Below are 25147 nucleotides of genomic sequence, written 5' to 3' on the forward strand. Positions count from 1 at the left end.
AATATTTGGTTTAACAAGCCCGGTAGCAATAGCTGCACTAATCAAATTTTAACCTTTAAACTTTAAAACTATGGCTTCCAAAGCTAGATTAAATTTTTCAGGCAAAAAGTACAACGTACTTCAGTATGCCTACGCATTAAAGCGTGATATATGTGGAAATATCTTTTCCGGAACTCACGTTAACAGTACAATTATCAGATTTAACAAAAACCTGGGCTAATTACCCTAATGCTAATTTAATGTGTTGGGTTAAAAGGTGTTACCACTTAGCGCCTGCGATAGGCCCGGCATTGTTTTTAAATTTTAACATGCAGTTTATGCGCTCGTACTTCCGTTTTAATGTTTTTTTTGTTTTGTTATATGCCGTATCTACCTGTTTTGCAGGTTGTAATGGTAATGGCAAGGAGGAAAATAAACCAGGCAATAATAAGGCCACAGCAAAAGCAAATGTTACCGATCTGTTTCTTTCTTATACCGATTCGGCGGCAAAGCTTCCGCTAGACAGGTTTAATGAAGCGGGTATAACATCTTTGAACAAAACATTTGCAGGTAAATTACCACTAACCATATATGACGGTAAAGAACATAGGGATGATAAAAGTATCGTCATTCAACCCTATAAAAATAATGATATTGCCACTATAAGTGCCGGCATGATATTGCTGGTTCCAAAATCGATTACCGAATCTTTACGTATAGGAGATTTTACCCGCCATTTTGGAGAAATTAAGAAAGAAAAACCGTTAATCGGCATCACAGAACAGCCACTTCCCGTTGAAATAAGTATAGATGCCCATACCTCGCTAAAATTGACTTTTAACAATAACGAAAAACTCGATCAGGCTCATGTGACCATGGTTGAAATTTTAAAATATAGGTAAACAACAATGAATACGCTCGTAAAAATTAAAGAATATGATGCTCACGGTGGCCCCTCAAATATTAAAATGGGAAGTGATGGCCATTCGCAAACTTCTACAACAACCGGTAGGTTTATAATCAAAAGTATCGAAAAACACGTTAGCTATGGCCGTTATGCCATGTGGTCGGGCATTGCCTGGGGAACCGAAGTAAAAATAAGCGGCAACATCGTGATGGTGAAACAGCTTGGCAGCTGGAAAAAATTAACCGATGTAAATGCACAATGGGGTAAATATAAAAACGATCAGAAAGGGGTTACCGATGCTGTACTTAAATACCAGCGCGATCTTTACCCCAACTCACCAATACCCACCAAATGGCTGTTCAATGATTTCGGACACATCTCGGTTAAGTATTTCAAAGACCTGAATAACGACCGGAAAATGAACGGAAAGGAATACATCATGGGCGATTTTATCCATACCACACCGCCCGATGAAGCCGCAACCGCTGCGGGCAGGATTTTCCAGCTGGCCGAATCGCATGGTTGTATCCATGTGCGGCCAAACGATATCGATACCATGATCGGAAATGGGTACCTTAAAAAAGGCAATACCATAGAAGTGCATCCCTACACGAAGAAGGCTATCGAGGTCTCGCCTAAAAGAAATGCAGCAGGAACGCAATTTGAAGTGCATTTTTATCCCGGGCTTTATAAAATTGTGGTTTATAAAACAATGTAGCCCATAACGCTACCGGTAAATGAATACTACACTATGGAAAACAAACTTATCGTAGAAATCAGTATTGAAGGTTCGGCAATAACTCATTTTGCGTCTTTTAATCTGCTACAGGCTTTTAACCAGCACCATTACTTCGAACTACATTTTAACCACGATCAATTGGGCGCTCCCGGTTTAATCAGCCTTGATGATAGCCGCGATTTCGTGGGCAAAACCTTAACCGCTTCTTTTGGCCATTCGCCAGAAAACCTGCAGCATTTTTCAGGATTGGTTACAAAAGTAGAACTCTCTCAAAGCCATGGCTATCACGGCGTACTCGTGGTAAGTGGCTATAGTCCTACCATATTAATAGACCGTGGACCAGATTTAGGTTCTTATCTGGATAAGGATCTTGATACCATTGTTAAACTGGCTACTAAAGATACGCCCGCTAACGACCTCGCCATTGTAAGCAATGCATCAAGGAAAGCAGCGATCGATTATCTTATTCAATACCGTGAAAGCGATTTTGAATTTCTGAACCGGCTATCGGGCGAATATCACGAATGGTTTTATTATGATGGAAAGCAGCTTAATTTTGGTAAACCCGATAAGCAAAAAGAAGTATCGCTTTTTTATGGCCGTGATGTGTTCAACCTGCAATACGCCATGGAGGTTTCGCCCATCAAATACAAACGTTTTGCCTATAACCCCCGGCAGGATGAAATGCTGCAAAGCGAAAGTACGGGCAAAGCTGATGGAAATCCGGATCTGGCACACGCCATAAAGGCCTCGAACACCATGTATAGCAAAACATTTAATCAACCCTCTTTAATCAGGGTTGATAGTGGCAACGATATCAAAAGCCATGTAGAAAACGAAGAAAAGGCACATATCAGCGAACTGTTAAAAATTAATGCCAGCGGAGATAACGCTCAACTGAGTATTGGCAGCATTGCAGAAATCACCATGAGCATCAGAAAAGAGCTTGCCTTCGCAACTGAAAGTCTAGGTAAATTCCTAATTACCAATATTAACCATCAGATAGATGGAACGGGTAAATACAGTAATACTTTCGAAGGTTTGGTGGCAACTACCGAGCGTATCATGGTTAAGAATTACCAAAAACCACAATCGGACATGCAGCTGGCTGATGTGATCGATAATGACGATCCGCAGGGACAGGGTAGGGTGAAGGTTAAATTTAAATGGGAATGCCAGACGAACGATCCTACCGAATGGCTAAGGGTAGTGAGTCCGAATGCAGGTAGCGGCGATACAGGTAAAAATAGGGGTTTTCATGTTATCCCCGAAAAAGGCGATCAGGTGGTAATCGCTTTCGAAGAAGGGAATGTAGCCAGGCCGGTGGTAATGGGCAGTGTATATCATGGCAAAAGCGGAGATAGCAGTGGATTTAAAAACAGCAATACCAAAGGACTCACTTCAAGAAAGGGAAGCAGTTTAAGTTTTGATGACCTTAACCACGCATTAAATCTTGGTACCAATGCGGCAAATTTTGTAAAAATCGAAAACGGTCCGGGGTTGATCACGGCTCAATCTGCCGAAACGATTGTGATTAAGACCGGGCAGAGCAGCATTACATTAAAGAAAGACGGAACGATTGATATTATCGGTAAGGTGGTTAATATTCAGGGCACCGAGGTAATTAACGCAAATGCAGGTGATAAGCCAGGCAATGCGGTAAATATTGGTAAAAATGCCACTACCGCAGTAACCATTGATACAAAAAATATCGATTCAAAAGCGAGTAATGGCATTACCGTTAACTCTCAAACCACTATTTCGCAAACCTCAACAGGCGTACACACCATTACCGGTAGCCAGGTAGATATTAATTAATTATGAGCAGATTTAAATTTTTTGATGAAGAAATAAAACAAGAGGAAACCTTTAAGGACAAATTGGAATATTTGGGAGGACCAAATGATTTAAATTATGTCATTATGCAGCAACAGAAGACAGTTGCAAATGGACAGGCAATTTCTGATACTGAAACGAAAATGCTTTGGCAGCTTGAAAATATAAAAAACGATAAAGAAGGATATCAACTCTATCTGAATCAAAAAGAGCATGATGTTTTAAAAACAAATAGCCAGTTGCAGGAATTAGTGGGCTTTGCTAAATTATTTAATGCTCCAACATCAAGATTGCATTTAAGATTTAACAAAACAGGTAAAGTGATTTCGGTACTAAATCAATCAGAAATATTAGCCATCTGGCAAAATATGAAAGAAAATGAATTATTATCGCTTGTTAATGCGAATAGTAATGAAAGTAATCTTATTCTAAAAGCTGGAGATAAAGACTTTTCGGATAGTGTGCCGCTTGTTAACGACGGAATATTATACCAACTATTGTTTCCGTCGTTTTATGGGATAGCAAATCGAAATCATGTGACTAAAGTACAAAGGGATTTCAGATCTAATATATTTAACGAGAAAAGAATTGAACTTTCAGGAGAAAGAATAGTTGAAGGAGGTGGGACCGATGAGTTGATGGTTAGAGAAAATTTTATCAACGGAAAAAGGGGAGATTATACTCAAGAAATATTAAAGACCTATAATACACAATATAAGCCAATATTTATTGCTGATTTAGATTATATGTATCGGGTGAATATTGACTATAAATTTTTTAATCATTCTGGGATATTAAAAAATGTAGAATGTGAAGTAGAAGAGCGGTTAAATAATAATTTTTATTTTAAATCGCATTATTCATTTAAATTAAAAAATGAACAGTATGGCTAAGATTTATGTACCTGATCAAACTTATCTGGTATGCTCTGATGGCATGTCTAAACAACAATTAAAAGTTGGAAGTCAGTCTACTATAAAAATTGTAGGTGGACGTCTGGCAGGGACGATAGATGACCGTATGGGAGGGAATTTTAATTGTGCTAAGATGGTTGTAGCCGGTGCAATAATAGGAGCAATAGTCGCAGGGCTTATCGCTGCTGCAACGGTAGCAACCGGTGGTGTAGCAGGAGCACTTATCATTGGCGCGATAGCTGCTGGTGGAGCCGCTGGTGGAGCTGCCTTAGGACTTGGTGCAGGTTTTATGCCTTGCATTTGTGCATTATTAACTTCGGGGAGTGATTGGGCACCTGTTCATCCAAAAGTTTTAATTGAAAAGAAAAAAGCATTGATAGAAAGTTCTAAAGTAAGCTGTTTCTTCGGCGGCCAGGTAATGATATTTTATTCGGAAAAAGCTGCTGATGAGGCTATTGATTTAAAGAGAAAAAAAACTTTGGCAGACGTCGGACTTGTAATGGCCTCTGCTTTTGTTGCAGGAGGTGCTTTCCAGGGGATCGTAGGGGCATTTAGTACAGGATCGACAATTTTGGCAACTTTTGGTAAGGTTGCACTAGGGGAATATGTTGGATTAACTTTATTAGGAGGTGCAGGGGCGTATGGTGCGGATTTTGTTTTGAGCAAAACAAAGGAGGGAGCGTATGAATATGCTGGTGTTAAAGACCAGATTGATGGCTATGAAACTGATATTACCGTTATAAATCAGCAAATTGCTAAACACGAGCCATACACAAGTGAAACTGCACTAGATCAGGGAACAAAAGGGATAGATGCTACAGGTAAAGGTCATGAAGTTAGTAAACAAAATATATCCGGATCTAATACTTATGTATCTCAAGATTATGCGAGATTAAATGATATAGAGGAGTACGGGCAAACCAGGACTTATTCCAGTGTAGATCCGAATGCCATTCAGGGCAATAATCCACAACGTGAAACAAGTTATAACCAAAATTCACACTTTTCTGATGAGACCGGTAGTTATTCCGACGGGCAGGTGCAGCACGTGACGACCAATAATCAATGGTCGAGGCTTTCGCGAAGTAATGCGATGAAAGGTATAGGGCAAGGTGCAACGAACACATTTAAAGATTATAAAGGTTTTTTACTTGGGCTTATACCAGATTTGTATAAATATATCACCAACCCATTTGTGAAAGACGAAATCCAGGATTATATTAAAGCGATGGTTAATGACGAAGCCAAAGCCAAAGCAGGAATAAATGTGATCGAGACAGATATATGAGTTGGTATAAAATTTATAGATTCCCACTTCTGGCATCAATCACCTGGGCGGTTTTTATTCTATTTCTTGCTGTCAATTTTAAACAGGCAACCGTTATTTCTCTTGCAAGAAAAGATATTCTTCTCCAAAAAAAGAATAGTGGGGTTTATGGGAAATTTAGTTTTACACTAAATATATCTGACCATCAAACAAACAACTATTCAAGGTCATTTAAAAATTATTGCATTTCAAATTTATTTCTCAATTTAAAAAAAATTGAAAATGCCGATTCAATCTATATAGCAGTATCAGCCAATCAGCTTGGTTCTAAGAATCAAAACAAGCATCTTTATTATGTGACAGATCATAGGCTAAATGTGCTTGAAAAAATATTTCATATGATTTCTTATACCATTAGTAACCAAATCTTATATTTAGTTATTCCGTTGATCCTGACATTTATACTTTGCACAGATGAGTACAAAAAAGACTACCGGTATATAAATAGTTTACATAAAAGGTTGTCAGACATTGCCTATTCATTAATTGGAATTTTTATTTTGTTAGTTGCTATTTACTAAACGCTATGGGAAAAAAACAACCTTTAAAGGGTACTAAGCTGATTGTATTCGGTATTTTATTTACAGTATTCATGCTGTTTTTGGGTTATAAAATTCTTTTTAAGTCTAATGATGAAACAAATATTACTTCCATTAACCAAAAAATCGAAAAGGATAAAGGACTTCGCCAATTTGATAAAGGACTTGAGCTTTATGATCAGAAAAAATATGCTGCAGCCGGTAAATATTTTGAGGAATCAATAAATAATGGCTTTCCTGTAGCCCATGCTTTATTGGGGGAGTGTAAATTACATCTCGGAGATCTAAAATCTGCCCAGTATCATTTAATGCAGGCTTTAGCTGTAGAAAATGGTGAAAATGAATTGGCTGGATATTATTCGGGAGTAGAATTTAATTTAGGTGTGGTTTTTAACTTGCAGAAAGACACTAAAAACGCAATAGCACATTTAAAAAAGGCCAGTGAATTAGGAAATAAGGATGCCGCAATGTACCTGTCCAAAATAAAGTAAGGTTTATTTAACAGCTCTCTGCAATATGTTAATCCCAAATTGTAGGCTCAATCTCACATCTGCTATGTAATGTCTTAAATCTAACCCCACGTCTCGTTCAAAAACTGTATTTTTGCAAACAATGGGAACACAGGTAGATTCAGGTATAAAAGGATATAAAAATTACGGCACGTATCTGCGCGAAAAATATAAAGGACAACGTGTATTTAAAGTAATTGTTGATGGCGGTTTTACCTGCCCCAACCGCGATGGCAGCAAGGGGTATGGCGGTTGCACTTATTGCAATGTAGATTCTTTTACACCAGAGCCTTCACGGAAAAATCCCAACATTAAAGACCAGCTCGAAGAAGGTATGCTAAGGGCCAAAACCGCTTACAAAGCCGATAAGTATATCGTGTATTTTCAGCCCAACACCAATACATACGCACCTGCGCACTATTTAAAGATGATGTATGATGAAGCCTTGTCTGTCAACACGGAAGATATTGTGGGATTTGCAGTGGGTACCCGTCCGGATTGTATCGATGCAGAAAAGGTAGCCTTATTGGAAAGTTATACCGATCGTTTTGATGTGGATCTTGAAATGGGTATGGAATCGATTTACGATGAAACGCTTAATCAGATCAACAGGGGCTGTAGTCATGCTGAGTTTGTTGCTGCGGTTGAGCTTTTAAAAGACAGCAAGCTCGATCTTTGTGTGCATACCATTTTTGGCTTTCCCTGGGAAACGAGGGAGCAAATGCGGGGCTACATCCACGAGATTAACCGCTTTCCACAGATCAAATTTGTAAAATTCCACCACCTTCATGTGGTAGAGGGATCAATAATGGGGGCGAAATACAAAAAAGAACCATTTAAACTGTTTTCTTTAGAAGAATACACTGATCTGCTCTGCGAACTGATCCCATTGTTGCGGCCTGATATTGTAATACAACGGCTTTTTGGTATTTCAGACTGGGATTTATTAATTGCGCCTAACTGGGGGCTTAATAAATCGGCAATTCAGACCTATATGGATAAAGAAATCGAAAAAAGGGGTGTTATTCAGGGTTCTGAGTATTTTTATTGAAAGAATAGAATTTTATATATTTTTTTGAAAAACCAGTGAATTTTCACTGGTTTTTCTGTTTTTAGCGAGTTTTTTTTACTTATTGGCGGTGTATTTCATGTAAAATATTGTAAAATGCTTAAAATGTGATGTTTTATTTTTATTAAAAAGATGTATTAAAATCCGCTATTTTTTTCATTATTTTTATTTTTTAGGTAAATTTTTGTTGTGTTTTATAAAAATAACTGTTTTTTGTTAAAATATTTCAATTTAATGGTGTAAAAGTTACAATATGTCGTATTTTTATGAAAAATAAATAACCAAAAATCACACTATTTAATCAATTCTAACAAATAAATCTAAAAACTATGAGTAAATTCTCCTTTAAGCAGTTTGCGCCTTTCGTTATTTTGATGGTTGTCGCAATTTTCGCTCTATTTATTCCTCTTCTTCCAAATTTTGATGAAGGAAAGTACAGCGGTCCGGATATTGCCTTTATTTTAATCGCTGCCGCATTGGTATTTTTAATGACACCAGGCCTTGCATTCTTTTATGGTGGTATGGTTCATCGTAAAAATGTGTTGTCTACCATGATCAAAAGTGTGGTAGCTGCAGGAGTAATCACTGTTTTATGGACAGTTGTAGGTTTTAGTTTAGCTTTTGGTGATACTATTGGCGGATTTATCGGAAACCCATCAACGTTTTTGTTCTTTAAAGGGGTAAACTCTGGAGCACCTCACTTGCAGGGAGGGGCGGACTTAACTATCCCGCTTTCTTTATTTGCTGTGTTCCAGTTAATGTTCGCCATCATTACCCCAGGTTTAGTGGTTGGTGCTGTTGCAGAACGTATCCGTTTCACCTCTTACATTTTATTTATCGTATTATTTGCAATCTTCGTTTATTCTCCTTTAGCACACTGGACCTGGCATCCGCAAGGCTTCCTGTTCAAAATGGGCGTGTTGGATTTTGCTGGGGGTACGGTAGTACACATTTCGGCAGGTATGGCGGCTTTGGCAGGTGCATTGGTTTTAAAACGCAGAAAATCGCACTTAGAACATAAAGAAGTTCCACCAGCTAATATTCCCTATGTTTTAATCGGTACAGGTTTACTCTGGTTCGGTTGGTTCGGTTTCAATGCGGGTTCTGCATTAAGCGCTGGTAGTTTAGCGGTTTCTGCATTCTTAACCACCAATACAGCTGCAGGTGCTGCCGGTTTATCATGGATGTTTTTCGATGTAGCCAGGGGTAAAAAACCTTCAGTATTGGGCTTCTGTATCGGTGCTGTAGTAGGTTTGGTAGCCATTACACCAGGCGCCGGTTTTGTAAGCATTTCATCAAGTATATTCATCGGCGCCATTGCTGCGGTTATTTCTAACCTGGTAGTTACTTGGAAACAAAAAACCAGCTTAGATGATACTTTGGATGTTTTCCCTTGTCACGGTGTAGGCGGTATCGTTGGTATGTTATTAACAGGCGTATTCGCTACAAAAACAGTTAATGCAGCTGGTGCCGATGGATTGTTCTACGGTAATGCAGCATTCTTTATCACCCAGTTAAAAGGCGCTTTGATCGTAATCGTTTTTAGCTTCGTGGTATCCTTCATTATTTTCAAACTGGTAAACTTGATTAATCCAATCAGGGTTTCAGAAGAAGAAGAAGAATTAGGATTAGATGCATCTCAGCACGACGAAAAATACTCTCAGGGAACCTTATTAGTGGAAGAGAAAGCCATCTATATCGAAAAAAACAGTCCTATAACAGAACCAATTTAAGGATTTTATATAATATCTAAACTCAATTCAAGCTCAAACATGAAGAAACTTTTAACCGCTATTTTCGCAATGGCCGGCACTACGTGTGCCCTGGCGCAGGAGACCACCACATCACCACTTGAAATTTCAGGTTCGGTTGATACTTATTTCAAATATGATTTTGCCAAGAAAGCAAACAATATCACAACCTCGTTTGCCAGCGACCATAATTCGGTATCGCTGGGTATGATCGATATTGCTTTGAAGAAAAAAACTGGCAAAGCTTCATTTGTAGGGGAACTGTCTTTTGGTCCGAGAGGGCAATCTCAATCCATCCCGGATGCTGCTGCGGGTGGTTCATCTTTCCATATCCAAAACTTATATGTGAATTATGATTTTACCGATCAATTTTCAATGACTGCAGGTTATATGGGTACATTTATAGGCTACGAAGTAATTTCGCCGGTTGGTAACTTCAACTATTCTACTTCGTACTTATTTACCAATGGTCCGTTTCAGAATGCAGGTATTAAAGCAACCTATAAATTTTCTGATAAAGTGAGTTTAATGGCAGGTGTTTTCAACGATTGGAACGTTTATAGCGCAACACGTGGGGTGTCTGCAGTAGGCGGGCAGTTAATGGTAGCACCGGTAGAAGGGTGGACTGCTTATCTTAACGTCTTGTCGGGCGCAGGCGCTGGTGGTTATGGTACTATCGAAGATTTAACAACCTCGTATCAGATTACTAAAGAATTTAAACTGGGCTTAAATGCTGCAAATTACGATATCGATAACGATGGTGGTGGTTATGCAGGTGCTGCACTTTACCCTCAGTATGCGGTAGCCGATGGTGTAATATTAGGTTTAAGAGGCGAGTACTTTAAGTATAAAGATGTAGGTCCGGTTCAAGGCGTAAAATATACTGCCGTAACTTTAACTGCAAACATTAAATCTGGCGGTTTAACTTTTATCCCGGAAGTTAGATTAGACCATAGCGGAGATAAACCGTTTTTTAACAAAAGCGGGGGAGCTGCGCCAAATGCCGGTCAGTTTTCTTTAGCCGCGGTTTACGCATTTTAAAAGAATAAATTTGTTAATATTGAGCCGTCCTGGTGTAAAATCCGGACGGCTTTTTTGTATCTTTAAAAATATCCGGTTAGTTATAAATCCATTCTAATGAAATACATTCTTCTGATTCTTTTGATTACCATTTCTATTGATCTCTCTGCACAACAAAAACAGTTTGCTAAAGATGATAACGGTAATTTTATTTACTATCAGGTGGTAGATTCTCAATCTTTAAGTAAAGATACCTTATTGCAAAGGGCCAAATCTTTTGTTAACGTCGTTCAAAAAAAAACGATGAAAGCAGAAAGCATTACCGATACCTCTGTTTTGGCCAAAGGAACTATGATTATCGATAAAACCATTTTAGTGGTCGGTCACCCAAGTGGCGAAGTGAGCTATAATTTTGTATTTGAAGTTCGTAAAGGGAAATACCGTTTTTGGTTAACTGATCTTTTGTTTATACCCTATCAACGCGACCGTTATGGAAACTTCGTAGCCACCACTAAAATCGGTGTGCCTTTAGAACGTACGCCAGGCAAGCTTGGGGCCGGAGCATGGAAAGATATTGTAAATAGTACCTACACTAAAATTGAAAAATTTGGAGAGGATTTTAAAAGATATTTAGCAACCGACAGGGTAGAGAAAGCCAAAAAGAGAACCGAAACCATTTCTACCAAAAAATGGGAATAGCTCAAATTAAAACTTGCCAAAAAGTTCTTCAACTTTCTGATAGCGGAATTTAAAAATCTCTTTGATTTTACTGTTTACGAGTATTGCATTTGCAATGCTGCCGACCGGGCCCCATCCTATACTGTAGTGCAAAGTATCGTGCATTAAAATACCTCCATCTATTTCTTCGAAATGATGTTGATGGTGCCAGAAGGCAAACGGGCCGAAACGCTGTTCGTCTATAAAATATTCTTTATCCTTCACATGAGTAATTTCGGTTACCCAGCTCAATTTAATTCCGAATAAAGGAGAAACCTTGTACGTAATAATTAAACCCGGATACATTTTGGTATTCGCCATATTAGGCGAGGTAACATCAAATGCCATATCTTTTGGGGTAATCTCTGCCAGGTTTAAGGGCGAAGAGAAAAAATCCCACGCAGTATCTAAATCTATTGGGATTCTCTGCTTAAATTCTAATCTATAAGTTCTCAACTGTTTGTTTTAAGCTAAAACAACAAAGATGCAGTTTTGTTGGCATTTAACCGCAAAGTTTGCAGAATGAAGGCGCAGTTGGAGCGCGACGGGTTTCGTCCTCCCGACTGAAGTGCAGCGGAATGCCTTGCCGTACAGGCGTGGAGGGATCTATTAGGGATATTGATCCCCAAAGTGGCCTATAGATTTCTCGGCTACGCCCGAATTGATGGCGCTAGGTTTCAGGAACCTGATCCCATCATCAATTTCACATCTTACAGCTTAATGTACCATTTTATCAGCGCAAGTGGAACTGGCAAATGCTTCCGGTTTAGCTTTAAAGATAAAACCCATACTTAAAATATAACCCATCGCATCATTAAGTGCTTTGTTCGATTTAAATGAAGGACTGGTGTTGATATCAGCATGTACTTCCAGTGCTACATCATAAATGTCAAGTAAATCGCAGATAGAATAAGCGGTTTCAATAGATTTTTGTACTTCCATCAGCATTCTTTCCTTAATGCTTACCTGTTGCGTGCTTTTCTCCTGGTGGATATACATAAAGCCGCCATGATGTTCTCTTAACAGCACAATTACCGTTGCAAAATCGGTTATGGCTCCTTTTACCTGCGAATCGGTACCGATGCAAACTTTAAGCTTATAGCCATTTTCGCTTTCTCTGATAATTGCTTTTTCTACTTCTTCCAAGATCGAAGTCTTAATAATTTCACCATTAAATTTTTTCCACGTCATACATTGTATTTTTTGAGGTTAACTCCAAAGGAAATCCCTTTGGTACAAATGGTTATCAGGTTTCTATAAAAATAAGTGCTAAAAATTAAATATGTGTTAAGTGTAAATGGTTTATTTGCTAACAAAATATTAGTTATCAACAAGTTAATAATAATGTTTTGGATCAACTTATAATTTATTGAAACAAATTATTATCCGGGTCGTTACTATTTGTACATTCATAAAAAATCTTAACTATGAGAGCAGAACTGATTTTAGAGCTCCAGTTATTACAAAATAGCAGGGCCAATAAATTTTCGGATGAGCTGGCAGATAGAATTTTATCCTCTGTTGATACCATTAATGAAAAAGTGCTATCATCCATGTCTAAACGTGGAAACATGTTAATGTTATTGGATAAAACCTTAAATTTTTCGAGGTTGCGCAAATTAAAGAACCGGTTTTTCAGGCCCTAAAACCAAATCACCGGTTTTTGCCCAGGGGGAAATGATTACCTTTATGGCTGAATGATAGAACATGCGTTAAAAAAATTAAATATTACTGCACTTAACCAGATGCAGGAAGCTTCTTTACAAGCGGCCAGAACCGGTAAAGATGTGATACTGATTGCACCAACGGGTTCGGGAAAAACATTAGCCTTTTTATTGCCCGTGCTCTCCAGCTTAAAAACAGGGGTAAGGGGTGTCCAGGCACTGATTTTAGTGCCATCGAGGGAACTTGCCCTGCAGATCGAGCAGGTGTTTAAACAAATGGGTACTGCATTTAAGGTAAACTGCTGTTATGGTGGTCATGCGGTACGGATAGAAAAAAATAACCTCGCACACCCGCCAGCCGTTTTAATCGGTACACCTGGCAGAATAGCATACCACCTGGATAACCAGAATTTTGACGAATCTTTTATCCAAACACTGGTTTTGGATGAGTTTGATAAATCGCTTGAGTTTGGTTTCGAAAATGACATGTCTTATATTATCGGCTCGCTACTTTCGTTAAAACAGCGAATACTGACTTCGGCAACGAAAATGGAAGAGATCCCGGCATTTGTGAAAATCAATACTCCGGTAGAAGTCGATTTTTCAAAGCATACAGAAGCCAGGCCAGATCTAACACTTAAAAAAGTAACCGCGCCGGCTGCCGATAAATTAGATTATCTTTTTCGATTGCTAAGTAAGATAGGTGATAAAAATACGCTGGTTTTCTGTAATCATAGGGAAACAGTCGACCGGATCAGCGATCTGCTTTTCGAAAACGGGCTAGGACATGATGTATTTCATGGTGGAATGGATCAGTTTGACCGAGAAAAGGCTTTATTAAAATTTAGAAATGGAAGCCATAGGATTCTGATCACAACAGACCTTGCTGCCCGTGGCCTTGATATCCCGGAAGTAGAGCACATTGTACATTACCAATTACCCTATACACAGGACGCTTACATTCACCGTAATGGTCGTACCGCGCGGATGCATGCCAAAGGGACAGCTTACGCCATTTTAACCACCGGAGAACATTATAGTTATTTACCTGATGATATTGAGGAAGAGATTTTATCAGCTCATTATAAATTGCCCGGGGCCAGCGATTGGATAACCTTGTATTTGGCGCACGGTAAGAAAGATAAAATCAACAAAATTGATATTGTTGGTTTATTTTTGCAAAAAGGTAAGTTATTAAAAGAAGATCTCGGATTAATAGAAGTTAAGGATACTACAAGTTACATAGCCGTTAAAAGAAACAAAGTAGAAAAACTATTGAAAGCCTTAGATGGAGAAAAAATTAAAGGGAAAAAACTTAAATTAAAAATTGCCAGTTGAGCCTTTTGGTTCAATGGTTCATCAGCCAATAGTTCATTGGCTTTAGGCAACCGTCAAACTTTGAACTTTCCAGCATTAAATTTTTTTCGGGCCCGCAACATTTTAGCTTTAAAACGTTCTAACATTAAACATTCAACAACTCAAACCCCATGAGCAATAACGATATATTAAAAAAATTAAGAGTAGCCTTATCATTAAAAACGGAAGATATTATTACCATTTGCAACCTGGTAGGCTTTAAGGTAACCAAAGCTGAGCTGGGTGATATTTTCAGGAATGAAGATCATGAGAATTTTAAACCTTGTGGCGATCAGATCCTCCGTAATTTTTTAAACGGTCTGGTGATTTACAAAAGAGGTCCGAGGGATGAAAAAAAGCAATAAATTATGCTTTTTATTATTTTTTATACTGATCACTTTCTCTTTTAACGCTCTCGCACAGTCTCAGTTTAAAATAAGAGGCAGCATCATCGATTCCCTGAAAAAGCCTATCGAGGGTGTATCTATCCGATTACTTGCCAATCAAGATACCCTTCGTTCAACTTCTGATGCGAAAGGGAATTTTACATTCGCAAAGGTAAGCCACCATAAATTCTATCTTTCCGTTGCTGCTTTGGGCTATAAACCATTTGCCTCCGTCTATGAAATTGAATCTTCGGAGAAAAACTCCGTTTTAGCGCCCATTATGCTCCAAATGGAAACAATTCGTCTGCAAGATGTAGAGGTTAAAATAAAAGTAAATCCCATTAAGATCAAGAAAGATACCATTGAATATAATGCCGGGGCCTATGCAGTAAGGGAAAACGATAAGGTTGAAGATCTGTTAAAGCAACTTCAAGGCGTTGAAGTTGATGAAAAAGGAGCAGTTACTGCCATGGGTAAAAAAATGACCAAGCTGCGGGTAAATGGCGAAGATTTTTTTACCGGTAATGTAGAAGATTACATTAGGCAATTGCCCGCAGATATTATTGCTAAACTTCAGGTTATTGATGATTATGGTGATGAAGCCAACTTTACAGGCATAAAGACCGGTACGCCACAAAAAATGTTAAACCTGGTAACCAAGCCTGGTATGGGTAAAGGTTATTTCGGCGGGGTGGATATGAGTTCTGCTACCAATAATGCACACCATCTTGGCACTAAAGGTAATATATGGGAAAAAACAAAGCAAATTGGTTTTGGAAGCCGTTATGGTATAACCAATAATGAGTTTGCCAAAGTAAACAATGGAGCTTTAAACGGTAGCATCAGAGACAAAATCTCGAAGGAATTTAATTTTAATGGAGGGTACCATTTTACTAACGGCATTAATAAATCTGTCCAGAGTACTTACCTGGAAACCTTTAATCCCCAGGGAACCCTATTCGATTTAAGGGAAAGTGCCAATACTTCCAAATCCATAAACAATACCATCAACCTGGGCTTAAATGGGGCCACAAAGAAAAACTATTTTAATGTTTCGCTCAGTGGGGCTTTAGCCAATACCCGTAATGATGTATTTTCTACTTCGAATAAAACCGGTTTTATTAACCAGGACCTGATATCTAATTCAGGTTCGAGGAATAGAAACCCTAATGTTAATGCAAGTGTTAATTGGTCTTCGCGGTTAGCTAATCGTAAACGGTCATTATCGATGGGATTTAATTTTGGCTCAAGCGAAGGAAATTCAAGCAGCACGATTAACGACATGATCAGGTACTATAACGAAACCACAAACGTACTGGTTAAAGATTCATTATTAAACAGATTGGTTGCGAACAATACCTCAAGCTCTAATTTTGGGGGTAATTTCCAATTTTCCAATTCATTAAAAGAGCCGAACGACAGTACAGGCTACAGCTTTATTAACCTTTCTTATCGTTTTTCGGTTAGCAGGAACCGGAATCTGCAAACTACCATGGTTACCAATCCGTTCGGTAATAGTTTCGTTGTCGATTCGCTCGGGCAAGATTATGTATCTGATTTTATTAATCAGAATTTTGGAATTGGTTTTAGTACCAATACCAAGCAGATCAGTTACAATTTCGGGCTTAATTTTTCACCGAGCATCATAATGGGTAAATACCAAAATAGGGGGGAGGAATTAAAAAACTATCAGTTAAATTTTTCGCCCTCTGCAAATTTAAGTTACCAGCTTAAAGACAATGAAAATTTAAGTTTCGGTTACAACGGTTATACCAGCTCACCTGATTTTAATAAATTGCAGCCTATCAGAAATAATAATGACGTGCAGAACCTGGTTATCGGTAATCCGGACCTCAAGGCAACATCGAGCCATACTGCCGATTTGAGTTATAATCAGTTTGGCCTTAGGTCGGGATTGAGTATTATGGCAGGTTTAACGGGTTCTTTCGCTTTTAATAGCGTAGTCAGTAACACCATTTTTCTGCGTGATACGCTAAACAGCTTAAAACAGCAAACCACCTACGAGAATGTAAACGGTATTTACAATGTGGGAGGTAATTATTCCTTAAATAAAAGATTGTTGACCAATAAGCTGTCACTTTCGATCAATGGCAACATTGCCTACAGCCATAATGTTTTTTATACTGAAAACGTATTAAACCGCAGTAGTGGGATTAACGTTTCAAATGCTTTTAGGCTTAACCTGAACGAGAAAAAATATTCATTTAATACCAGTGTGTCGTACAGTTTTAGTTCAAACACTTATTCTATAATGAATCAGAATATTAAGAATGTCCAGGTTTTAGCTTTAAATAGCAATGGCAGCTGGATTCCAAATAAACGTTTTAGGGTAAATGCATCGGTCTCTAAAAGTTTAAATTTTGGGTATAATCTATCTGCCGGAAATCCTTTATTGGTAAATATGGGACTAAATACCTCTTTTTTAAAGGATAATAAACTTCTTTTTTCTATCCAGGCAAACGATCTGTTTAATCAGGGAGCGTTGTTTAGCAGCAGTATCAGCAATAACGCTATTTCCGAGAACAGGACAAGGTTCATCAGCCGTTTTGTACAAGCTACTTTGAGCTATAACCTGAGTCAGTTTGGAAATAAAAAAGGTAAAGTGGATAGTAACTTTAACGTCGACGAATAAAATAATTAAATCCAGATTATTTAGTTTAGCGTTTCGCTTGTTACCAATTATATACCCCATGAAAAGTAAATTCTTGTTTTTCATCTTGCTAATTTCTGCATGCAATTTATTTGCCCAGGTTCAGAATGCAGATTCTTTAAACAATAAACCTAAGAAAGAAAACTTTGCCGATGATTGGGCGGCGCTTACGAAGTACCAGAAAGAGAACGAACTTTTGCCCCTGCCAAACCGAAAAGAAAAACGGGTGGTATTTTTAGGGAGTTCGATTTTTGAATTCTGGAAGCAGAAAGATCCTGAATATTTTACTAAAAACCCCTATCTGGATAGGGGGATAAGCGGGCAGATTTCGCCGCAACTGCTTATCCGTTTCCGGCAGGATGTAATTAACCTTAAGCCAAAAGTAGTGATTATTTTGGCGGGCAGTAATGATATTGCAGGCAATACAGGTCATGTTACCATCGATAAGATTATGGATAATATTAAATCGATGGCAGAACTGGCGCGGTTACACCATATTAAGGTCATACTTTGTAAATACCTGCCTGTTTATGAATATCCGTGGAATAAGAATATTAAAGCAGCCGATATCATTGTTAATTTAAATGAAAAGATTGCCGCCTATGCAAAAGATAGAAATTACACCATTTTGGATTATTGGACACCTTTGGTAGACGACAGGAAAGGGCAGCGGGCTGAATTAACAATTGATGGTGTTCATCCTAATCTTGCAGGTTATAAAATAATGGAAGAAGTGACAGATGCTGCGGTGAAAAAAGCCTTGAAAAGCAGACATTAGCAGTCACCTCTACCGAAGTAAAGCGGAGCAGAGCGCGCTATCCCTAGTGGACTTTTATATCACTCATAGCAATGATTTTTTCAGGATAAACTGATGTGATAGTTTATTTTCATGAATTTTCAATAATATTTGAAAGTTTAATAAATTTAACTTACTTTTACATGGTGATAGGAAAAAGCGCATAAAACATTTTAAAGACTGCCTCTAAAGAGGTGTATTTTTTTAACCTGTACTTTCATTTTTTCCTGAAAAATAAATAAATTAAAGTTGCTGGTTATGGATTACAATATACTCGGCTATGCCATTTTTATAACGGCTATCGTATTTATCATAGTAGTTGTAGGAAAAATATGCTACCATAACGGAAATATCTTTGTAGCTGAACTGATCCCTGATCACCTCGACCTCTGCAAACAGATCAATAAAACGCTACTGGTTGCTTATTACCTGGTAAACATAGGTTATTGTGCCATGACCTTGGTAGGTTGGGAGACGATCACTTCATGGCAGCAATTGGCAGAAGTAATGGCAGTAAAGGTGGCCACCATTGTCTGCATTTTATCGGTACTTCATTATTCAAATATTTACCTGCTTACCTATACCATACATAAATTAATAAAATAACAACCTAAATTTTTTCATTATGGAAACGACTAAAATTTTAATCGGCTATGCAGTTTACCTGCCCATTGCACTTTTTTTAACTTTTTATGTTTCAAAAACGCTGTTCAAAAACAGTAAGGTATATATGCTCGATATTTTTAAGGGCAGGGAAGAAATAGCGGGGGCTACCAATAAACTTTTCGAAACGGGTTTTTATCTGCTCAATATCGGCTTCGCCCTGCTAATCATGAAAATTACCATCCACGAAAATAATTACCGCAATTTAATAGAAGCTTTAAGCTCAAAGATCGGTGGATTTGCGATCTATCTGGGCATAATGTTGTTTATTAACCTGTATTTCTTTTTCAGGGGAAAACGAAAAGCCAAAGAAAGCTTAAAGCCTATTCCTTTTCAACCTGCATAATTATAAGAAAAATGGTTATCCTGAGCTTGTCGAAGGACCTACGTAGATTTATGGTAAGCGTTTCGATACTTCGTCAAGCTCAGTACAGGCTGGGCTCAACATGACATTTTCTGGTTTTTCAAGTTGTCTTTTTTTAACACTCAGATTTATTTAAAACCTTTCCATTAACGCCTCAAACAAAAAAGTCCCGATTTTTGATCGGGACTTTGCATTAACTTAATTTTTTATACCTGATGCGTTTTGGTGTAACATCACCTAAACGTTTTTTACGGTTTTCCTCATAGTCTGAATAATTACCTTCAAAGAAATAAACTTCAGAGTTACCTTCAAAGGCCAGGATATGTGTACAGATCCTATCGAGGAACCACCTGTCGTGGCTGATCACCACGGCACAACCACCAAAGTTTTCCAAAGCTTCTTCAAGGGCACGCAGTGTGTTCACATCGATATCGTTGGTCGGCTCATCCAGCAACAGTACATTTGCTCCTTTTTTCAAAGTAATAGCCAGGTGAACACGGTTACGCTCTCCACCGGAAAGAATTCCTACTTTTTTCTGCTGATCGCCACCGTTGAAGTTGAATTTTGAAACATAGGCACGTCCGTTAACTGCTTTGTTGCCCAACTGAATGTTATCTAAACCATCGGTAATATTTTCGTACACGGTTTTATCGGCATCGAGGTCGTTGTGCATCTGATCTACATAACCCAGCTCTACGGTTTCGCCAACGCGGAAAGTCCCTGCATCAGCTTCTTCCTGTCCGGTAATTAAACGGAACAAAGTGGTTTTACCTGCCCCGTTTGGCCCGATGATACCGACAATACCCGCAGGAGGCAGCGAGAAATTTAAATTATCGAACAAAACTTTATCGCCATAGGCTTTGGTAACGTTTGTAGCTTCGATTACCACATTACCCAAACGCGGGCCCGGAGGAATAAAAAGTTCCAGTTTTTCTTCTCTTTCTCGTCCATCTTCAGAAGCTAATTTATCATAGTTGGCAATACGTGCCTTCGATTTTGCATGCCGTGCCTTAGGTGCCATACGCACCCATTCGAGCTCGCGCTCTAAAGTTTTCTGGCGCTTGCTTTCGGTTTTTTCTTCCTGAGCCAAACGTTTTGCTTTCTGGTCTAACCAACTGCTGTAGTTTCCTTTCCATGGAATGCCTTCGCCACGGTCCAATTCTAAAATCCATCCGGCAACGTTATCCAGGAAATACCTGTCGTGGGTAACTGCAATAACGGTTCCTTCGTAATTCTGTAAGAATTGCTCTAACCAGTCGATACTTTCGGCATCAAGGTGGTTAGTAGGTTCGTCCAGTAACAATACATCAGGATGTTGGAGCAATAGACGGCACATGGCCACGCGGCGGCGCTCACCACCCGAAAGTACGGCTATTTTAGTGTCTGGATCCGGGCAGCGCAGGGCATCCATAGCCCTTTCGAGTTTCGAATCGATTTCCCAGGCACCTAAAGAGTCGATTTTGTCCTGAAGCTCCCCCTGCCGGGCCATTAACTTATCCATCTTATCAGGATCAGAATAGTTTTCCTCCAGGCCGAAAGCTTCATTTACCTCTTCGTATTCTTTTAAGATAGCGGTTACTTCGGCAACGCCTTCTTCAACTACTTCGCGAACGGTTTTCTCCGGATCGAGGATAGGTTCCTGTGCCAGATAACCAACAGAATAACCTGGTGAAAAAACCACTTCGCCCTGGTAAGATTTATCTAAACCGGCAATGATTTTTAAAAGCGATGATTTACCCGAACCGTTTAAACCGATCACCCCGATTTTAGCCCCGTAAAAGAAAGAAAGGTAAATATTTTTTAAAACCTGTTTTTGTGGCGGGTAAATTTTATTTACACCTGCCATTGAAAATATTATTTTCTCGTCAGACATGATATTTTTAATATTAGCGTATTTAAGGCATTTTTTCTTTGAAACGGAGATTTTTTAAGGGGGCTGATCAGTATAAATCCCTTTTTACCAGTTAGCGGGCCTACCAACCAAACAACTTCCTTAGCGCTGTAAAAAAATCGTTTGTACCAAACCTTACATCCATCCCAGCTCCGAAGCGGTAATGCCCAGACCGGGTACAAAGATAAAAACAACAGGGCCATTACAAAATGTTTGTGAAGTATATCATAACTTTTGATAATGGCAGAATCGTCATTTTGACTTGAAGGACTTGGAGTCGCTGCTATATTATAATGTCATCGAAATCAGATGGTGTCTAAACTTTAACAAAGTATTATAAGCACTTGCTGTATTCTGCGAACTTCATGTGTTAGGTATAATTTTTTCTAAGAAAAATAAGCGTTACTTAAACGTTTTAATTGGATAATAATTGTTTAATTGAGCGCCTGATGGGTTTTTCATATTAATTTGGCCCCTAAAAATTACCATATTGCCCCTCACTCGGATAGGGATTTTAATAGTTAATTTGTTGCAACCAACCAAATATAATAATGCACATATGGAGAAAACCAAACTATTAAAAACATTGGAATAACATCAACTTATAGTTACCCCTATAATAGATGATTTTGCCTAATTTATCATCAAGCTCTTTCACTAACTAGAAAAGCTTTCAGCTGAGTTTTGCAAAGTAAGTATATCTGCCATCATAAGGTTTGACCATATGGTGATTGGTACGCTCATGAATAAACTAATCAACAAACAATTTCAACTAAAATCAAAAAATGAGAAAAATCTACAAAAAGAATGTCCTGATTTCGGGCTGCCTATTTTTCCGTGGAGGCGTATTCCGAACGCTGCTCAGTATGCTGTTATTTTTGGGCATAGGCTTTTCGGTCTCGGCTCAGAATGAAGTAACGGTAAAAGGGGTGGTCAAAGATACTTTGGGCGGATTACCAGGAGTAAACGTAAAAGTTTCCGGAACAAGCCGCGGAATTTCTACAGATGATCTGGGAAGATACACCATAAAAGTAGCCCGTTCCGGTAAATTGCTTTTTTCCCTGGTAGGTTACAAAGCACAAACCAAAGCTGTCGCTGATTATGAAAAGTCCGGCGATGGAAGTTATATCATTAATGTGGTATTAAAGCCTGATGCCAATTCCCTTCAGGATGTTGCCGTAGTTGGTTTTGGTACACAGAAAAAGCAAAGTGTAATCAGTTCAATCACCTCAATTAATCCAAAGGAGTTGAAAGGACCAACCAGTAACCTGACCACGATGCTGGCTGGTAGGGTGGCTGGTATGATTGCTTATCAGCGAAGCGGTGAACCCGGGGCAGATAATGCGTCGTTTTTTATCAGGGGATTAGGTAGTTTCGGCGCAGGTAAGCAAGATCCTTTGATTTTGATTGATGGTGTGGAATCCACTCAAAATGACATGGCCCGTTTGCAACCCGATGATATTGCTTCATTTAACGTATTGAAAGATGCCACAGCTGCCGCGGTTTATGGTGCCAGAGGGGCAAATGGTGTACTTTTGATTTTAACAAAGGCAGGACAGGCCGGAGAAACCAAGTATTTTTTTCGTGCTGAAACTTCATTATCCGGTAATACGAGAAATTTCAAATTCGCAGATAATGTTACCTACATGAAGCAGGCAAACGAAGCCGCTTTAACCAGGAGCAGATTGGCCATATTACCTTACCTCCAAACCAAAATTGATGCTACGGCAGCTGGAGATAACCCGCTTTTATATCCAAATAATAACTGGATCGAAGAGTTAATTAAAGATTATACGTTTAACCAACGTTATAATATGAACGTAACCGGTGGGGGTAGTAAAGCGAGTTACTATATTTCAGGTACTTATAATATTGATAATGGGGTATTGAAAGTGGCTGATCTCAATAATTTTAACAGTAATATTAAGCTGAGAAATTATTCATTAAGATCTACGGTTAACATTAACCTGACCAATACCACTGAAGCTATTGTAAGGGTTTACGGTCAGTTTGATGATTACAGGGGGCCAGTAGGAGGTTTCGATAGCAACGGAAATAAAATCAATGGAGGCCAGAAAATTTTTAACCAGGCACTGTGGTCAAATCCGGTAATGTTCCCTGCGGTTTATCCTGCAAGTTACCAGCCATATGCTAAACATCCGTTATTTGGTAACGCTATTTCTCCTAGCGGATCACTTTATATCAATCCTTACGCAGAAATGGTAAAAGGGTATCAGGATAACAACTCTTCAACCCTGCAGACACAGATCGAACTTAAGCAAGATCTGAAAAGCTTACTGCCAGGTTTAAGTGCACGGATGATGTCTTATGTAATCCGGTATTCCTATTTTGATATTGCGCGAAATTATAATCCTTTTTATTATTCAGCTATTCCCAATCCGGCTGGTGGGGATTTTATACTAAACCTATTAAATAGCGGTGCACCTCCCACCTACGGCCTTACCGGAACAGAATATCTGAATTATTCTGAAGGAACTAAAAGTTTGAACTCCACTTTTTATACAGAAGTAGCGGTAAATTACAACCATACTTTTAGCGAAAAACATGCGGTAACCGGCATGTTGATTACCAATATGAGAAATTATCTGGCTGCAAACGCCGGAAGTCTTCAGTTGTCATTGCCATCCCGTAACCAGGGCGTATCTGGACGTGCAACTTATGGATATGATAACCGCTATCTGGCAGAATTCAACTTTGGTTATAACGGATCGGAGCGTTTTGCAGCAAATAACCGTTTTGGTTTCTTCCCATCCTTTGGTTTGGGTTATCTGATCTCAAATGAAAAATTCTTCAAACCATTGAGCAAAGTATTAAGCAATGTAAAATTAAGAGCCACTTATGGGATAACCGGTAATGATCAGATTGGAAGGACTCAGGATCGTTTCTTCTATCTTTCAGAAGTAAACATGAATAACGGAACTTTTGGCGCAACATTCGGTGAGAATAACTTTTATTATAAAGATGGTATCTCAATTTCTCGTTATGCCAATCCTCTAATCACATGGGAAAAATCCAAGCAACTCAATCTTGGTCTGGATATGACCCTGTTCGATGCATTAAGTCTCAATATTGATGTATATAAACAAAACCGTTCAAATATTTTAACAGATAGGGTATATGTGCCAAGTACCATGGGACTTCAGGCGGCAGTTAAGGCGAATACAAACGAGATGGAAAGCAGGGGAGTTGACTTTTCGGCCAACTACAACAAATCTTTTGGAAACAGCATGTATCTGCAATTGAGAGGTAACTTTACTTACGCTACCAATAAAGTTTTAATCAACGATGAACCAGCTTATAATACAAATGAGGCATACCGCACACGTGTAGGATTGCCAAGCACCCAAGCTTTCGGATATATCGCAGAAAGGCTATTTGTTGATGATGCTGAAGCCAAAAATTCACCTGTACAGTTTGCAGGTAAGCCCGGACTTGATTACGGTGGCGGCGATATCAAATACAGGGATGTAAATGGCGACGGTGTGATATCAGAAGCAGATGCTGTACCTATTGGATTACCACAATCGCCAGAAATAGTTTACGGTTTTGGAGGAACATTTGGTTTTAAAGGTTTTGATATTTCTGCCTTTTTCCAAGGTTCTGCCCGTTCATCATTCTTCATCAATCCGCAAAATATTTCTCCGTTTGTATTTAACGGCGGTTCACAAAATGGTCTTCTCGACGTGATTGCAAACAGCCACTGGAGTGAAGAGAATCGTAATATATATGCATTCTGGCCGCGTTTGAGTGATAAGTTTATCGCTAATAATAATCAGACCTCAACCTGGTGGATGCGTAACGGGTCATTTTTAAGATTAAAAACGGTAGAGCTCGGTTATAATCTTCCAACCAGGATCCAAAACAAGCTTGGAATCAGGGCTACCCGGTTTTATGTAAATGCCAGTAACCTTGCTGCCTTTAGCTCATTTAAATTATGGGACGTAGAAATGGGTGGAAACGGTTTAGGTTACCCTGTACAAACGGTATACAATTTAGGTGTGAGTTTAAGTTTTTAAAGATTGTTAAAG

Annotated in this window: 22 protein-coding genes; 19 read left to right on the plus strand and 3 right to left on the minus strand. The window is 38.7% G+C overall.

What is annotated here, in order from left to right:
• The first annotated feature begins 308 nt into the window (after positions 1 to 308).
• The 11 genes from GGQ60_RS22515 (at position 309) to GGQ60_RS22565 (ending at position 11289) form a co-directional block, all read left to right on the plus strand.
• Complete coding sequence (locus GGQ60_RS22515; RefSeq protein WP_183768659.1) at positions 309 to 881, plus strand: hypothetical protein; 573 nt, start codon at positions 309 to 311, stop codon at positions 879 to 881.
• A 6-nt stretch (positions 882 to 887) separates the two neighbouring features.
• Positions 888 to 1604, plus strand: a complete 717-nt coding sequence (locus GGQ60_RS22520) for a hypothetical protein (RefSeq protein ID WP_183768661.1) — start codon at positions 888 to 890, stop codon at positions 1602 to 1604.
• Between the two features lie 33 nt (positions 1605 to 1637).
• Positions 1638 to 3443: a type VI secretion system Vgr family protein gene (locus GGQ60_RS22525; protein WP_183768663.1), complete on the plus strand. Its 1806-nt coding sequence runs from the start codon at positions 1638 to 1640 to the stop codon at positions 3441 to 3443.
• 2 nt (positions 3444 to 3445) lie between these two features.
• Positions 3446 to 4354, plus strand: coding sequence for a hypothetical protein (locus GGQ60_RS22530; protein WP_183768665.1), 909 nt, complete (start codon positions 3446 to 3448; stop codon positions 4352 to 4354).
• Positions 4347 to 5663 (plus strand): PAAR-like protein, encoded by a 1317-nt coding sequence (locus GGQ60_RS22535; protein WP_183768667.1) that lies wholly within the window; start codon positions 4347 to 4349, stop codon positions 5661 to 5663. The genes GGQ60_RS22530 and GGQ60_RS22535 overlap by 8 nt, the downstream gene beginning before the upstream one ends.
• Positions 5660 to 6223 (plus strand): hypothetical protein, encoded by a 564-nt coding sequence (locus GGQ60_RS22540; RefSeq protein WP_183768669.1) that lies wholly within the window; start codon positions 5660 to 5662, stop codon positions 6221 to 6223. The genes GGQ60_RS22535 and GGQ60_RS22540 overlap by 4 nt, the downstream gene beginning before the upstream one ends.
• Positions 6224 to 6228: 5 nt before the next feature.
• The gene (locus tag GGQ60_RS22545; RefSeq protein ID WP_183768671.1) at positions 6229 to 6732 is read left to right on the plus strand and encodes a tetratricopeptide repeat protein; all 504 of its coding nucleotides are present in this window, start codon (positions 6229 to 6231) and stop codon (positions 6730 to 6732) included.
• A 121-nt stretch (positions 6733 to 6853) separates the two neighbouring features.
• Positions 6854 to 7801, plus strand: a complete 948-nt coding sequence (mnmL, locus tag GGQ60_RS22550) for a tRNA modification radical SAM protein MnmL/YtqA (protein ID WP_183768673.1) — start codon at positions 6854 to 6856, stop codon at positions 7799 to 7801.
• A 347-nt stretch (positions 7802 to 8148) separates the two neighbouring features.
• The gene (locus GGQ60_RS22555) at positions 8149 to 9552 is read left to right on the plus strand and encodes an ammonium transporter (RefSeq protein WP_183768674.1); all 1404 of its coding nucleotides are present in this window, start codon (positions 8149 to 8151) and stop codon (positions 9550 to 9552) included.
• Positions 9553 to 9591: 39 nt separating this feature from the next.
• The gene (locus tag GGQ60_RS22560) at positions 9592 to 10611 is read left to right on the plus strand and encodes a porin (protein WP_183768675.1); all 1020 of its coding nucleotides are present in this window, start codon (positions 9592 to 9594) and stop codon (positions 10609 to 10611) included.
• 96 nt (positions 10612 to 10707) lie between these two features.
• The gene (locus GGQ60_RS22565) at positions 10708 to 11289 is read left to right on the plus strand and encodes a DUF4468 domain-containing protein (protein WP_183768677.1); all 582 of its coding nucleotides are present in this window, start codon (positions 10708 to 10710) and stop codon (positions 11287 to 11289) included.
• A gap of 6 nt (positions 11290 to 11295) precedes the next feature.
• Here the strand turns inward: GGQ60_RS22565 and GGQ60_RS22570 are convergent, their stop codons facing one another.
• Together GGQ60_RS22570 and GGQ60_RS22575 are read right to left on the minus strand one after the other, a co-directional pair.
• Positions 11296 to 11763 (minus strand): SRPBCC family protein, encoded by a 468-nt coding sequence (locus GGQ60_RS22570; RefSeq protein WP_183768679.1) that lies wholly within the window; start codon positions 11761 to 11763, stop codon positions 11296 to 11298.
• A gap of 261 nt (positions 11764 to 12024) precedes the next feature.
• Positions 12025 to 12498, minus strand: a complete 474-nt coding sequence (locus GGQ60_RS22575; RefSeq protein ID WP_183768681.1) for a ribonuclease H-like YkuK family protein — start codon at positions 12496 to 12498, stop codon at positions 12025 to 12027.
• A gap of 236 nt (positions 12499 to 12734) precedes the next feature.
• On the opposite strand from GGQ60_RS22575, the gene GGQ60_RS22580 reads away from it, so the two are divergent.
• The 7 genes from GGQ60_RS22580 (at position 12735) to GGQ60_RS22610 (ending at position 19189) form a co-directional block, all read left to right on the plus strand.
• A complete protein-coding gene (locus GGQ60_RS22580) occupies positions 12735 to 12953 on the plus strand; it encodes a hypothetical protein (protein WP_183768683.1) in 219 nt (72 codons plus the stop codon).
• 51 nt (positions 12954 to 13004) lie between these two features.
• Entirely contained in the window at positions 13005 to 14309 is a 1305-nt protein-coding gene (locus GGQ60_RS22585; protein WP_183768685.1) for a DEAD/DEAH box helicase, read from the plus strand.
• 149 nt (positions 14310 to 14458) lie between these two features.
• Positions 14459 to 14692 (plus strand): DUF1456 family protein, encoded by a 234-nt coding sequence (locus GGQ60_RS22590; protein WP_183768686.1) that lies wholly within the window; start codon positions 14459 to 14461, stop codon positions 14690 to 14692.
• Positions 14676 to 17366, plus strand: a complete 2691-nt coding sequence (locus GGQ60_RS22595) for a TonB-dependent receptor (RefSeq protein ID WP_183768687.1) — start codon at positions 14676 to 14678, stop codon at positions 17364 to 17366. Before GGQ60_RS22590 ends, GGQ60_RS22595 begins: the two co-directional genes overlap by 17 nt.
• A gap of 58 nt (positions 17367 to 17424) precedes the next feature.
• Entirely contained in the window at positions 17425 to 18162 is a 738-nt protein-coding gene (locus GGQ60_RS22600) for a GDSL-type esterase/lipase family protein (protein ID WP_183768688.1), read from the plus strand.
• Positions 18163 to 18438: 276 nt separating this feature from the next.
• Complete coding sequence (locus tag GGQ60_RS22605) at positions 18439 to 18786, plus strand: hypothetical protein (protein ID WP_183768689.1); 348 nt, start codon at positions 18439 to 18441, stop codon at positions 18784 to 18786.
• A 19-nt stretch (positions 18787 to 18805) separates the two neighbouring features.
• Positions 18806 to 19189: a hypothetical protein gene (locus GGQ60_RS22610; RefSeq protein WP_183768690.1), complete on the plus strand. Its 384-nt coding sequence runs from the start codon at positions 18806 to 18808 to the stop codon at positions 19187 to 19189.
• A gap of 211 nt (positions 19190 to 19400) precedes the next feature.
• Here GGQ60_RS22610 and ettA read toward each other — a convergent pair whose 3' ends face one another.
• Complete coding sequence (gene ettA, locus GGQ60_RS22615; RefSeq protein WP_183768692.1) at positions 19401 to 21080, minus strand: energy-dependent translational throttle protein EttA; 1680 nt, start codon at positions 21078 to 21080, stop codon at positions 19401 to 19403.
• An 803-nt stretch (positions 21081 to 21883) separates the two neighbouring features.
• On the opposite strand from ettA, the gene GGQ60_RS22620 reads away from it, so the two are divergent.
• On the plus strand, positions 21884 to 25135 hold the full coding sequence (locus tag GGQ60_RS22620) for a SusC/RagA family TonB-linked outer membrane protein (RefSeq protein WP_183768694.1): 3252 nt from the start codon (positions 21884 to 21886) through the stop codon (positions 25133 to 25135).
• Positions 25136 to 25147 lie beyond the last annotated feature (12 nt).

The sequence above is a fragment of the Pedobacter zeae genome, assembly GCF_014196715.1.
Classification (GTDB): Bacteria; Bacteroidota; Bacteroidia; order Sphingobacteriales; family Sphingobacteriaceae; genus Pedobacter; species Pedobacter zeae.